Source organism: Pseudomonas sp. 2822-17 (assembly GCF_002742485.1).
GTDB classification, from domain to species: Bacteria; Pseudomonadota; Gammaproteobacteria; order Pseudomonadales; family Pseudomonadaceae; genus Aquipseudomonas; species Aquipseudomonas cyclaminis.
In genome coordinates this window covers 638015-650953 of record NZ_LJRZ01000500.1, presented here as the reverse complement: position 1 = coordinate 650953, position 12939 = coordinate 638015, and the positions used below count along the sequence as shown (strand labels likewise).

The window sequence follows — 12939 nt, the reverse complement described above, 5'->3', positions numbered from 1 at the left end:
GGTGAAGTGCACGTTAAACTCCATTTCTTCCCCGCCGCGTTTCCCGACGAGACGCTGCACAGCGTGATTTCTCGTTATGCCCGTCTTTGCGGTGTTCGTAATTGCCAAGCAGCATTTGCCGGACTGAAATCGGCGGCAGCTTTTTCGCAAAATGTGGCATTCCCGAGTCACTTAGGGGATTTTGTCGACGCGCTACCCAGCGGTACCGAGCTATCGGTAGCCGAGGTCCTGATGCGCCACACATTACTACCCTATTACGCGCCGTTTTTGAGGGTGAGCCAGGTTGAACACGCTCGGACGCTGATGACCGCTGATGGTAAAGGCTTGATGTTAAAGCTGGGCGTCAACGCGAGCCGTATTGGATTCGCCTCCCGAGTGCGGTTATGCCCAGAATGTATCGCCCAAGATCAGGCTCAACGGGGAGTCGCTTACTGGCACAGGGTCCACATGCTTCCAGGCGTGCTTGTATGTCCGCATCACGGCACGTCACTCAGGATCCTTGATCCTCGCTGGTCCAGCCGCAGCTCTCGACAACTCAATCTGCCCAGTGATGAGAATGTGCAAGCACACACGGTACTTCTCGACACCCCGTTGCGGTGTATGCCGCCGCTTCACGAAATAGCGTTGCGTTCGCTTCAGGTCATCGAGTCTGAAGTCAATGCTTTGTCGGCGGAGGCGGTGCGCTACACGCTTTTACAAAGGGCAACGCAGCTCAACCTTGCCTCTGATAACCATCGCTTGCACCTGCACATGCTGGCGCAGCACATGGCCGATTTTTTTGCCGCACTCCCGCGAGAATGGGAATTTTCTATACTCGGAGATGTTCGTGCAGGTATACCCGCCTCATGGGTCACGAAGCTGCTTCGTACGCCTATAACCTCCCACCATCCGCTCAAATACATTTTATTGGCTGGCGCTTTGGGCATTGACATGGCGAGCTTGCTGCATGGTCAATGCCCAGTGAAACAGGCGGTGGCATGTGATCCGAAAGCTCACATTCGACTTCACACGCGCCTTTCTCCGGTGATGCCTGGTGAAGGCCTGGACTGTTCGTCAGCCGCTGTGTGGAAACTTGCTCTTGAGGGAGCTGATGCCAAAAAGATCGCTGGTGTTCTAGGCGTTTCATTGGCGTATGTCTATCGGCACATCCGAAATGTACCCGGCGGGCAAGATGCTTGGAGGGAGGCACGATTTCACATTGCGCTATGCGCAAGACGCGCGGCTTTCGAGGCTGATTATCGTTTTCACAAAGCACATGCCTGCAGGGGGTATGCGTGGCTGTATCACCACGATAGGCATTGGCTTTCGGAGTCCACTGTAAACCCAAGCCCCCATCGTACGCCCCGTCTAAAAAGCACCGAAATGTTCGCTGCCCTCGATGCGAGACTGGCCGGCGAAGTCCGTCAGTGTGCTGACGCGCTTTATGCTCTTGCGGGTAAGCCTGTTCGCATTTCGCGTACCAGAATTGGCCGGGAGCTTCATGTTCTGTCTCGCTTCGAAAAGCAGCTCTGCAAGCTTCCTCTCTGTGCAGCAATGCTCGACAAAGTATGTGAACCAATTGAAGGCTTTCACGATAGGCGTCTGCGATGGGCTAGGCGCAAATTGCTCTCGGAGGGCAAGCCTGTATCACGTTCTTCGCTCTACAGGGTCGCGAGCATTCGGCCCACGCTCTAATCCAGCCAGGCATTCCCTCCATCTAAAAAGTTCTAAATCAATTCACAATGAAACATTGTTTTTCTGTAAATGAAAAATTGCACCCTCCAGAATAGGTCCGGCATACGCTGGATCATCACGATCAGCATGTAACCGAATTAGTTTTGCAATCGCCATTGGCTGACCTATCCGGGTTATCGATACGTGTTCTGTATTTCAAGGAGTACGGGCGCGGCGGGGTTTAGATGAATTCACTGCGATTAAAAGTTGAGCGGCTGTGTCATTTCCAAATCCAGATCGGATACAGAATTTTACGGGTTGCATATATACTGCCCCCGGATGCACGTTCTCTTCGACCCCTACCTTTAATTGGTAAATGATGTCTGATCTATTATTTTTTCCCGTGTCGATGCCGGATGAAATGCTGCACTCTCGTGTCACCCGCTATCACTATCTGTCAGGTAACAGAACCGCGACGGAAACCTATCGCGATTTGTTCGCATCGAAACCCTTTTGCATCGGTGGCATCGTACCCAAGCAGATCGAGAGGCTCGCGCACAGGCTGCCGGGGCAATCGGAGAGCAATCTCGCAGAGTTGATCAGTAGCAATACTACTTTTCCTGCTTACCGGCCGTTTCTTGGCGTTAAGCAGGGGCCGGAGAACGACGTAGGGCCACTGGGTTATGACGGGGTGGTACGGGTGCCCCGCAGAGAAGAGTCCACCCATGGCAAGGCTAAGCTTTGTCCTACCTGCGTTCAGGAAGATCTGATTGAGCGGGGTTCTGCCTACTGGCATCGATCTCACCAGATACCCGGTGTTGCCGTCTGTTGGCGTCATGGCGACGCATTGATCCATGCCTGCCCCGAGTGCTCTCGCCCGTTCTACCGTAAATTGAAGCTGCTTCCCAATCTGACTGAGCCATGTGCATGCGGCTGGAGCCCGTTAAACAGCGCAGCAATACACAAGGGGTCAAAGATGGAACAGAAAGTCGCTCTGTTCGCACACGATATCCTGCAACGCAATATCCCTCCGATAGGCAGTACGGTATTGAGTTCGTGCTACGTCCGCCAATGCAAGAAGCGCGGATTCATTTTCGGAAAAAATGCGGGTATTGCAAAACTGTTCGACAGCATCCAAAGCGCTTACGGCGACGAGCTTTTGGCGCAAATTGATCCGGCCTATAACACCGGGAAGCATGAGCAATGGATCCGGCTCAAATCAGACAAAGGTCAGCTAAATATGCCGCTCGCGCGGCATTTGATCATTGCTCTTCACTTGTTTTCCAGTGCAGATGGCTTTGAAGAGGCTCTGAAAAATGAGTCTATCCTGCTGAGTGCCGCTGTTTCTCCGCGAGCGCCCAAAGTCGAAGAATCGCGTCTAAGCCAAAAAACTAGATATCGCCAAAAAATCGAGTTGCTTTTAGCGCTACGTACCGATGCCGATATCGAGTACCTCTGGAAGAAGGCGTACAAACCTACGCAATGGATTCTAGAAAATGATAACGCATGGTTAATGGCAAAACTCCATGCACCTAAAAAAGCTACAGTTAAGGTCGAAAAGTCCATCGACTCAAGAGACGACGCCTATGCAGCCCTTATCGAAGCGGGCGTAGATGAGCTGTATAAAGTTACGAAAGATCCGAAGAGAGTGAACATTCGGAATTTACAATCGCTGCTCCCAGGTTCGTTACCTCATGAGCTGGATCTACGCAAGCAGAGGTTCCCTCTTACTTATCAACAGATCAAGATTCATCAGGAGTCAGTATGGCATTTCCGTCTAAGAACTTTAGTGTGGACTGTCTCTGAACTCATCAGGATGAAGCTCCCCGTGAATTACTCGACGGTAAGATTGACCTCAGCGGTATCAAGCAAGGTTTTCCTGGCTTTTTGCAGTTTCTTCGAGTGGGATCTGGAAAGCCTGGCAAGAACCGGGGTCGACGCGGAGGTCCTGCTCAGGTCTACCGGCGTATCGAGGAATTGGGAGGGACCACCGGTTCAAATAAGCTTTTGAGGGCATCTTTGTTCCGTCACCGTCTGCCAACCTTGGGTGTTAACAAAAATCCTATCTGGCTTGAAAGCGTAAATGCGGGGTAGCGTCCACCTTTCACATTAGTAACCTTCGCGGCAGCTTTCTGAAAGCTTTCACTTGTTACTCTTTAACTCAGTAAATTGAGCTTTAGGAGAAAATCATGAAAGCAATGACAGCAGTGAAAGCGTTTTGCGCCGCTTCGATTTTGACCTTATCTTCATTAGCCATGGCTGAAGGAGGCGGTGACCGCGTGTATGGTCGAATGATGCAAGAGAACCAACAAGCAATGGAGCAATATGCCTCAAGGAACGGCAAGACTCCTCCTGAAGTTGTTCATTATGAATATGGTATGAACCTCGATATCCAGAAGGTCGTCAGTGTCACGCAAGCCAATAAAACCTGTGGGGTTGCTCCTTCACGCATGACCTATGAAGACTCTACGGGCAAGCTTAACACCGTGGAATATAAGGTCATGGCCGACAACTGCCCCCATGGAAGCTAGACAATGAAAATTATTTAAGAACTGCATAATTTTCCTTTGTCCGAAACTAGCTTACTGCTCGCTGACGTAGAAGTAATTTTCAGGAAAGCCTGAAGTTATCCACTTTATGAAATCATGTCCGTCAGTCGAGGGGTTTCTAACGTGCAGTAAACAATTGCTCGACCACCTGATACATCCCGCCTCCTTGTTTTTCCTTTGGTTTGGGAGGTGGCTTAGGCGCCCTAGTGGCGCCTTTTTTACGTTCGAAATGAGCTATGTCCTCTGCACGGCCATGACCTTCACCATGCAGGAGCGAGATTAGAAGATCAGTTTTCGGGGTATTCAGCGACGACGTGGTCTGTGCCTGCCTTTGACAAGCCGATTACCTTATACGCGTCATGTTTCCCGTCCACTTCCATTCCTGGGGAGCCGGCCGGCATGCCTGGAACGGCAATCCCGAGCAGGTCATCACGTTTGCTCATCGCAATGATTTGCTCGGCGGGCACGTGACCTTCAACAAACTTTCCGTTGATGGTTGCTGTGTGACAGGACGAGAGCTCAGGAGAAATTCCGAAACCGCGCTTGATCGCGCTCATGTTGGTTTCCACGTGATCAACGACGGTAAAGCCGCTGGCTTCAAGGTGCTGGACCCATTTCTTGCAGCACCCGCAATTAGCGTCGCGATGTACATCGATCGTCAATGGCTCTGCTGCGTGACTGGCTGAACTGATGAACAGAGCCACGAAAGCAGCGAGACGAAGTGCCCGTCTGCGACGAAGAGAATTATTTCGCATGGGTATGTTCCTTCCCATCAGTATGTGTATGTGATTTGGGCTGTACGGTTGGAGTCGGGGCCGCGTCATCTGAAGCTTCCCCACCCTTATGATCGGCGTGGTCAGCAGGCTCATTTGCAGACAGCGCTGCGGAGGGGCCATGGGCATGTGCCGTGTTTTTCTCGTCATCATGAGCGCGGACTTCCGCCCTTTGGTTGGCAGCACCTGCGCCACTTTGCCCCTGGGTCGTTCCATGCTGACCCTCATGGTTGTGCATCACGCTTTCGCCACCACCGTGTTGATGGCCACCGCTACTCGTGATCAGAGCTTTATATTGCTCTGCATCCAGTGACGGGAGTTGCTGGAGAAATGCGACCATCCCCCATATGTAGGGATCGGCCATGCTTTTGCCCCACGCGGGCATGCCGGTGGATTTAATGCCGTGCTTGATGATCCAAAAAGCTGCGGCTGGGTGCCCATCGACGCCCAGTTTCGAAAGGTTCGGAGGTGCGGGGTAAAGGCTGTTGCTCAGTTCGGTGCCTGTAAGGCCCGGAGCCAAATGGCAACCGACACACATCGAGTTGTAGTTGCCAGCACCTTCACGGATGAGGGCTTTTTGGCTCAGGTCGGGGACCTGAATGTCGCGCGAGCGCACTTCGATCGAGCGATCCCGAGCAATAGAAAGTAGTGCGTAGACGGGGGCAGAGTGGGGATCATCTGCCCCGACATTGATCACGCCGAAATACACCACGCCGGCAGCCGCTGCTACGGTGGCCAGACCAGCAGCTATCAGCGCCTTCAGTGTAATCTTCATGCCCGGTTCTCAGAACCACATCCGGATACCGGCGACAAAGCGTGCCTCGCTGGCATCTTCACCTTCCTCACGTGCAAAGTCTGCCGTATTGCCATAAGAACGGCTCCAACTCACCCCGATATAAGGGGCAAATTGGCGGACAATCTCATAACGCAATCGGAGCCCCACTTCGGTGTTGGCTAGTCCGGACCCGATGCCGCGCTGAGGGTCATTCTTCCCATAAAAATTGACCTCGGCCGTCGGCTGCAAGATCAATCGATTCGTCAGCAGAATGTCGTAATCGCCTTCCAGCCGAGCAGCCGATTGACCGTTCTCACCGATGTAGGCAGTCGCTTCGGCCTCGAAGTTATAGAGGGCCATGCCCTGAATGCCAAGTGCGGCCCAGGTTTGAGGGGACCCTGGTTTGAAATCCTGTCGTACACCGGTGACGACGTCCCACCACGGTCCGATGGAGTGCCCCCAGAGCGCGGATAATTCAGCGCTTTCCGTCACGCCATTGGTACGTTCGCCTTCCGAGCGCAACCACAGCCGATCAATGTCACCGCCGATCCATCCTTTCGCATCCCAGGCCAACGCACTACCGTTGTCAGCATCCTGGTATTCAAACTTATCCAGCAGCATGAAAGAGTTGATTGTTTTGTCGTGGACACCATGACCAGCGACATCTGGAAAGGCGGCTGCACGGTCAGCATCGGTAAGTACGGGGACAGGGGTTCGACTGGTTGTCGGCGTCCCTTCATCCATACTTTCCATGCCGGTCATTTGACCGTCGTCCATTTTCATCTTGCTGTGGTCCATAGCCCCCATGTTGCTATGGTCCATCGCTCCCATGGAGCCATGGTTCATCTTGGAGTGATCCATCTCTTCAGCGGCGTGAGCCACGGCAAAGAAGACAGGACTCGTAGAAACTGCCAATACCATCAACGTTGGGCGTAAAAAATTCCTGGTCATGATCTCAATCCGCCTTCTTGTTTTCTTGGTCATGATCCATCGACTCATGGCGCATCTTGGTATGAGGCATCGTCGCGTGATTCGGCGTTGCCTCGTTTGACGTGGTCGCAGTCTTGTTCGGCGCATCCGCAGAAGTAGCAGGTAAATGATCACCACGTTCTTCGACTGCCAATGCTACGCAGGAGAATCCAGCCATCAGGCCAAAGGCAAAGAGGCAACCGACCAGCGATTTACGATTTAGGTGTGTGCTCACAGATCGTCTCCGTTACTCATCAACCCGTACTTCACGGAACATGCCCATTTCCATATGGAAAAGCAGGTGGCAGTGATAGGCCCAGCGACCTAAAGCATCGGCGGTGACTCGATAGCTGCGCTTGGTACCCGGTGGCATGTCGATTGTGTGCTTACGTACCATGAACTTGCCGTTTTCATCTTCAAGGTCGCTCCACATTCCATGAAGGTGGATGGGGTGCGTCATCATGGTGTCGTTTACCAAGGTGATGCGAAGACGCTCCCCGTACTTGAGACGAAGGGGTTCAGCATCAGAAAATTTGATGCCGTTGAAGGACCAGGAAAACTTTTCCATGTGACCGGTCAGATGCAGCTCAATGGTGCGATTGGGCTCTCGGCCATCAGGGTCTTGAAAAGTGCTCTTGAGATCTGAGTAAGTGAGCACTCGTCGACCGTTGTTCCGCAACCCGATACCTGGATCGTTCAGTTTTGGCGTTGGGTTCATGGCCTGCATGTCAACCAACGGGTTGTTGGTTTCGGACGCTGGGTGAGACTGCATCTCGCCTCCCATACCGCCCATCCCTGCCATCTGGCTGTGATCCATGCCGGCCATGCCGGCCATGTTGGACATGTCGCCTTTGTCCATCCCCGCCATCTTGCTGTGGTCCATGCCGGCCATGTTGGACATGTCACCTTTGTCCATACCTGCCATCTTGCTATGGTCCATGCCGGCCATGTTGGTCATGTCACCGCTGCCCATGCCGGTCATCCCGGTCATGTCACCTTGGTCCATTCCCTGCATCTTGCTGTGATCCATGCCAGCCATACCTGACATGTCACCCTGTTTCATATCGCCGCCGCCCATGCCAGCCATGCTGCCATGGTCCATGCCAGCCATACCGCCCATGCCCATGTCATCCATGGTCAACAGCGGACGCGGATCGATCGCCGGTACCGGTGCTTTCAGTCCTTCACGAACTGCCAAGGTCCCCCGCGCATAGCCGGTTCTATCCATAGACTGGGCAAAGATTGTGTAAGCCTCCTCGGTGACAGGCTCAACAATCACATCATAGGTTTCTGCCACGGCGATTCGGAATTCATCGACACTGACTGGTTGGACATATTGGCCGTCGGCCGCCACCACGGTCATTTTCAAACCCGGAATGCGAACATCGAAATAGCTCATCGCTGAGCCATTGATAAAGCGCAGGCGTAGCTTCTCGCCAGGCTTAAAAATACCGGTCCAGTTGCCGTTCGGCGCTTGGCCATTCATGAGGTAGGTGTAGGTATCCCCGCTGACGTCTGCCAGATCAGTTGGGTTCATTTTCATTTCGGCCCACATTTTCCGGTCGGCGACGGCAGCAGACCAACCTTGCTTGCTGACGTCGTCGATGAAGTCGCCCACGGTACGTTTGTGGTGGTTGTAGTAGTCCGATTGTTTCTTGAGTTTGGCCATGACGCGACCAGGATCCTCATCGGTCCAGTCAGTCAGCATAACCACATAGTCGCGATTGTATTGAAACGGCTCAGGCTCTTTCGAATCGATGACTATTGGCCCGTAAACACCTGCCTGCTCTTGCAACCCAGAATGGCTGTGGTACCAGTACGTGCCGTTTTGATGGACCTTGAACTTGTATTCGTACATGCCGTCGGGCGCGATGCCGTGGAAGCTCAAACCCGGTACGCCATCCATGTTGGCAGGCAAAATAATGCCGTGCCAGTGGATGGAGGTGTCTTGGTCCAGACGGTTCTTCACGCGCAGAGTGACCGTCTCCCCTTCGCGCCATCGCAGCAAAGGCCCCGGTAACGAGCCATTGATGGTCATGGCTGTGCGCGGCGAGCCAGTGATGTTTACCGGCGTTTCACCAATAAACAGATCGAATTCGTTGCCGGTGAGGACGCTCGGCAGGCCTGGACTGGTCACTGCCCATACAGGAGTGCGCCACAGACCAAAGCCGCCAAGGATGCCGCCGGCGGCCAGGCCTTTAACGAATGTCCGTCTAGAGGGTTTGGAATGCATGCCGTTTATTTCCGATCAGTCAAAAGGGAGCCGTTCAAATCAACCCGTGAGTTGGCAAGATGAGCTTCGCTTGCCGAAAAAAAGACGAATTTTTCATTGCAAGCGAGCTCAGAAATTGCCACATCTAAACCACCTTCGTGATTACATTTCTGTCAGCTTGGCCGCGTGCCCAATCGTTCAGCAGTTTTTATGATCCATCGCTTTGGCTTTGCTTTCAGCGACAGGCGGTTGAGCGCTCTGCGTTTGAGCTACTTGGTACGATTCCATCGAATTCGTCCTGGCCACTTCCATACGTGCGAAAGTCCGGTCACCGCCGCCTTCAGCCATGGCCAGAGTGGAAACAGTCAGCGCTGCGACGACGAACAAGGTTTTGATGGTGTTCATATGGGCTATCTCAGGTGTGTGAAAATATCCCCTCTGAATCACATCATGGATTGGACTCTTTGGGGGTGAGCAATAGGCTCAGTTGGACTATAAGAGACATCCCCTGTCAGGAAGCTTAGGCCAAGATTACAGTTGTGTCAGTTTGGGATATTTTTCTTGATCGAATATGAGATTGAAGTGTAATCATTGCTTGGTTTTCGTTAGCTCTTACGGAGGCGATGCTTTTAGGTCTCTGCATTAAAATTAATAGAAGACTTGTATGCGCTGCTGCAAGCTGAGTGTCGATGAGCAAAAAGATAGTAATACCACCGAGGGTAATTAATTGTGAGTATTAATTTTGAGAAAGCATTAGGCTTCGCAGAAAGAGCGTTAGTTTATCGCGGCCAAAGAGCTGAGATCTTGAGTAACAATATCGCCAACGCTGACACTCCGAACTTCAAAGCCCAGGACTTGGATTTTTCTGCTGTGCTCGCCAGCCAAACAAAAGAACCTGCTACCACTGCGTTTTCTTTGAAAACAACAAACGCAAAGCATTTTCTTAAGAAAGAATCGGCAGTGGCTGTGTACGGGCGCGACTTGCTTTACAGCACACCGGCTCAACCTGCCTTGGACCAAAATACTGTCGATCAGCAGGTCGAGGTCGCAAAATACACGGAAAACGCGATACGTTTCGATGCCGCTTTTACTCGGTTAAATGGAGCATTCAAGGGTTTGCTCAAAGCTCTGCGCGGTGACTAGCAGCGTAGGCGCATGCGAGCCAACTTTGGCTGATACAGCGGCTCAGGTACTTTCGGATTCAAAGGTATTCACCTCCAGACGACGCTCTACTCAGGAACAGGAGTCTCCGTTCAACGGCTGATCTTGGAAGGAAAACCAACCGCCTCCACAGCTTTACGAAGCTGTTCCGCGTTTTCGCTACTTTCAACACTCACCTTCCCGGTTGATCGATCGACGGAGACCGTAGCGTTGTTGTCCAGTGCCTGGATCGCTCTGGTGATTTTGCCGACGCAGCTGCCGCAACCAATGCCTGATACATCTAAGACGACCATGTTAATTACCCTCGTGCTGAGCGGTGTCTTTTCCCCGCAACGACAGCATCGACGTTGACACCATGGCAAGGTCAACGATTATCTGATTAAGTTCGTGAGCGTCATCGACGCTCAGTCAATTCGACTATTCCTCAACCTCAATGCATTGAATACTACAGATGCAGAACTGACGCTCATGGCTATAGCAGCGATCATTGGCGACAGGAGGTGCCCCGTCAATGGATAGAGCAAACCAGCGGCAAGAGGTATACCCATTGAGTTGTAGAGAAAAGCGAAGCCCAAATTCTGGCGCATGTTTTTAACTGTGGCGACTGAAAGAGCTCGTGCTCGTAAGATCCCCATCAGGTCACCTTTTACCAGCGTGAGTTGCGCGCTATTCATCGCCACGTCAGTCCCCGTTCCCATGGCTATCCCGACATTTGCTCGCGCTAGGGCCGGAGCATCGTTGATCCCGTCACCCGCCATGGCCACTTTTCGCCCGTGTTGCTGTAGATCTGCCACCAGGCGCTCCTTGTCATGGGGTTTGACTTCACCGTGGACCTCTTCAATCCCCATTTCCCTGGCGACAGCCCGAGCGGTAGTAAGCCCGTCCCCAGTAGCCATGATGATTTTCACGTTGTGAGCCTTAAGCTTGGTGACGGCCTCTTTTGAGGTTGGCTTGATCGGATCTGATACGGCCAACAGTCCTGCCAATGCGCCGTCGACTGCGAGGTAGATAATACTAATGCCGTCAAGTCGCAACACCTCAGCGCGCTCTTGTAGGGAGTTGGTGCTCACGCCTGCGGCTTCCATCAACGCTGTGTTCCCCAGCTGGAGCTTTTTGCCATCGACAACGCCACTGACCCCGATACCCGAATCAGACTCAAAGGATTCGGGCTTGGTGAGCTTGATGTTCTCGGCTCGGGCGTGATCGACGATCGCATGTGCTAAAGGATGCTCGCTACCTTGATCAAGGCTGGCAGCCAAGTGAAGGACGTCGTCGGGATTGAAGGTGGGAGTGGCTTCCACGCTGTGAAACACGGGCCGTCCCTCTGTCAGGGTGCCTGTCTTGTCAACAATCAGCGTGTCGATTCTGCAAAGGCTTTCAATTGCACTGGCATCTCTGAACAAAACACCCATGCTGGCTGCCTTACCTGTCGACACCATGATCGACATAGGCGTAGCAAGTCCCAACGCACAGGGACAAGCGATGATCAGCACGGCGACAGCGTTGATTAGACCAAACACCCAACTGGGCTCAGGACCGAAAAGCCCCCAACCGATAAATGTCATTATCGCAATCGTGATAACACCCATCACGAAGTAGCCGGCAATCGAGTCGGCCATTCGTTGCATCGGCGCCTTGGAACGCTGAGCTCTCGCGACCATCTGTACGATCTGAGACAACATGGTTTCGGCACCGACCTTCTGCGCCTCCATTACCAGGCTTCCATGCGTATTAAGCGTGGCGCCGATCAGGCTATCTCCAGCTTTCTTCATTACCGGGACTGGCTCGCCAGTGAGCATCGACTCATCCACCGCACTTTCACCCTCAAGTACCGAACCATCAACTGGCACCTTTTCACCTGGTCTCACCCGTAAGTGGTCTCCCAGGTGCACATGGGTGAGAGGAATGTCTTCCTCCTGGCCATTGGCATTGATCCGACGTGCAGTTTTGGGCGAAAGGCCGAGAAGAGACTTAATGGCGGCGGAAGTTTGTGATCGGGCTTTGAGCTCAAGGATCTGGCCAAGCAACGTGAGCGAGATGATGACCGCTGCCGCTTCGAAGTAAACGCCGATACGTCCATCTTGTATGAAATTGGCGGGAAAACTTTCGGGGAAGAGCGTTGCTATGACGCTGTACAGATAAGCTGCGGCGGTGCCCAACCCAATCAGAGTCCACATGTTGGGACTGCGATTTTTAACCGAGGCCAGTCCCCTTACAAAAAAAGGCCATCCTGCCCACAAGGTCACGGGTGTCGCCAGAGCGAACTCAATCCAGTTTTGAGTCGAACCATGAAGAAGTTGTAACGAGTGACCCGCCATCGCGAGCACGGTTACGACCACGGTTAAGGGCAGCGACCACCAGAAGCGGCGATTGAAATCCCGGAGTTCAGGATTTTCTTCTTCATCAAGCGCCGGCATGACAGGCTCTAGTGCCATGCCACATTTAGGACAGTTACCGGGTCCGGTCTGCCGTATTTCAGGATGCATCGGGCACGTAAATTCAGCGCCCGTTTGTACCGCAGACTCGGGCGTTGTGCTGCCTGACTCGTCGCGCACCACGTGGCCACTGTAGCGCTCAGGGTCCGCTCGAAACTTCTCCTGGCATTTCAGGCTACAGAACCGATACGTCTGTCCCTGGTAAGTCTCAGCAAATTTACTCGACGAAGTGACTGCCATTCCACACACCGGGTCATGTAGATCAGCATCATCCCGGGAAGCAGCATGGGTGTGATTATGGTCGTGATGGCCAGATGTGGTAGGCATGTCTATTCCCCTTGTAAGGTGCTACTAGAAATGAGCATATTCAGTACAACGGTGATTTGCGGCGCCACAGTGGTGCGGTGATGTT

General features: G+C 52.9%; 12 protein-coding genes. 4 read left to right on the top strand and 8 right to left on the bottom strand.

Annotation, left to right across the window (positions count from 1 at the left end; translation table 11 throughout):
• The first annotated feature begins 6 nt into the window (after positions 1 to 6).
• The 3 genes from AOA60_RS21460 (at position 7) to AOA60_RS21450 (ending at position 4184) form a co-directional block, all read left to right on the top strand.
• Positions 7 to 1674 (top strand): TnsD family Tn7-like transposition protein, encoded by a 1668-nt coding sequence (locus AOA60_RS21460; protein ID WP_099586126.1) that lies wholly within the window; start codon positions 7 to 9, stop codon positions 1672 to 1674.
• Positions 1675 to 2032: 358 nt separating this feature from the next.
• Positions 2033 to 3664, top strand: a complete 1632-nt coding sequence (locus AOA60_RS21455) for a TniQ family protein (RefSeq protein ID WP_256592859.1) — start codon at positions 2033 to 2035, stop codon at positions 3662 to 3664.
• Positions 3665 to 3851: 187 nt separating this feature from the next.
• Complete coding sequence (locus AOA60_RS21450) at positions 3852 to 4184, top strand: DUF2790 domain-containing protein (RefSeq protein ID WP_039593249.1); 333 nt, start codon at positions 3852 to 3854, stop codon at positions 4182 to 4184.
• A gap of 305 nt (positions 4185 to 4489) precedes the next feature.
• On the opposite strand, the gene AOA60_RS21440 is transcribed toward AOA60_RS21450, so the two are convergent.
• The 6 genes from AOA60_RS21440 to AOA60_RS21420 all read right to left on the bottom strand — a co-directional run bounded on the left by AOA60_RS21440 (position 4490) and on the right by AOA60_RS21420 (position 9336).
• On the bottom strand, positions 4490 to 4957 hold the full coding sequence (locus AOA60_RS21440) for a DUF411 domain-containing protein (RefSeq protein ID WP_039593193.1): 468 nt from the start codon (positions 4955 to 4957) through the stop codon (positions 4490 to 4492).
• Complete coding sequence (locus AOA60_RS21435; RefSeq protein ID WP_099586124.1) at positions 4947 to 5750, bottom strand: cytochrome c; 804 nt, start codon at positions 5748 to 5750, stop codon at positions 4947 to 4949. The genes AOA60_RS21440 and AOA60_RS21435 overlap by 11 nt, the downstream gene beginning before the upstream one ends.
• Before the next feature lie 9 nt (positions 5751 to 5759).
• Positions 5760 to 6734: a copper resistance protein B gene (locus AOA60_RS21430; RefSeq protein WP_178075383.1), complete on the bottom strand. Its 975-nt coding sequence runs from the start codon at positions 6732 to 6734 to the stop codon at positions 5760 to 5762.
• Entirely contained in the window at positions 6706 to 6954 is a 249-nt protein-coding gene (locus tag AOA60_RS32300) for a hypothetical protein (protein ID WP_143522470.1), read from the bottom strand. The genes AOA60_RS21430 and AOA60_RS32300 overlap by 29 nt, the downstream gene beginning before the upstream one ends.
• Positions 6955 to 6966: 12 nt before the next feature.
• Complete coding sequence (locus tag AOA60_RS21425; RefSeq protein ID WP_099586123.1) at positions 6967 to 8952, bottom strand: copper resistance system multicopper oxidase; 1986 nt, start codon at positions 8950 to 8952, stop codon at positions 6967 to 6969.
• A gap of 177 nt (positions 8953 to 9129) precedes the next feature.
• Complete coding sequence (locus tag AOA60_RS21420; protein WP_019816895.1) at positions 9130 to 9336, bottom strand: co-regulatory protein PtrA N-terminal domain-containing protein; 207 nt, start codon at positions 9334 to 9336, stop codon at positions 9130 to 9132.
• 324 nt (positions 9337 to 9660) lie between these two features.
• On the opposite strand from AOA60_RS21420, the gene flgB reads away from it, so the two are divergent.
• Entirely contained in the window at positions 9661 to 10074 is a 414-nt protein-coding gene (gene flgB, locus AOA60_RS21415) for a flagellar basal body rod protein FlgB (RefSeq protein WP_099586122.1), read from the top strand.
• Between the two features lie 110 nt (positions 10075 to 10184).
• On the opposite strand, the gene AOA60_RS21410 is transcribed toward flgB, so the two are convergent.
• Both AOA60_RS21410 and AOA60_RS21405 read right to left on the bottom strand, forming a co-directional pair.
• Positions 10185 to 10385 (bottom strand): heavy-metal-associated domain-containing protein, encoded by a 201-nt coding sequence (locus AOA60_RS21410; RefSeq protein ID WP_099586121.1) that lies wholly within the window; start codon positions 10383 to 10385, stop codon positions 10185 to 10187.
• Positions 10386 to 10496: 111 nt separating this feature from the next.
• Positions 10497 to 12854, bottom strand: coding sequence for a heavy metal translocating P-type ATPase (locus AOA60_RS21405; protein ID WP_099586120.1), 2358 nt, complete (start codon positions 12852 to 12854; stop codon positions 10497 to 10499).
• Positions 12855 to 12939 lie beyond the last annotated feature (85 nt).

Coding starts and splice junctions, on each gene's coding strand:
- AOA60_RS21455 (WP_256592859.1), top strand. CDS start 2,033: ATGTCTGATCTATTATTTTTTCCCGTGTCGATGCCGGATGAAATGCTG.
- AOA60_RS21450 (WP_039593249.1), top strand. CDS start 3,852: ATGACAGCAGTGAAAGCGTTTTGCGCCGCTTCGATTTTGACCTTATCT.
- AOA60_RS21440 (WP_039593193.1), bottom strand. CDS start 4,957: ATGCGAAATAATTCTCTTCGTCGCAGACGGGCACTTCGTCTCGCTGCT.
- AOA60_RS21435 (WP_099586124.1), bottom strand. CDS start 5,750: ATGAAGATTACACTGAAGGCGCTGATAGCTGCTGGTCTGGCCACCGTA.
- AOA60_RS21430 (WP_178075383.1), bottom strand. CDS start 6,734: ATGACCAAGAAAACAAGAAGGCGGATTGAGATCATGACCAGGAATTTT.
- AOA60_RS21425 (WP_099586123.1), bottom strand. CDS start 8,952: ATGCATTCCAAACCCTCTAGACGGACATTCGTTAAAGGCCTGGCCGCC.
- AOA60_RS21420 (WP_019816895.1), bottom strand. CDS start 9,336: ATGAACACCATCAAAACCTTGTTCGTCGTCGCAGCGCTGACTGTTTCC.
- AOA60_RS21410 (WP_099586121.1), bottom strand. CDS start 10,385: ATGGTCGTCTTAGATGTATCAGGCATTGGTTGCGGCAGCTGCGTCGGC.
- AOA60_RS21405 (WP_099586120.1), bottom strand. CDS start 12,854: ATGCCTACCACATCTGGCCATCACGACCATAATCACACCCATGCTGCT.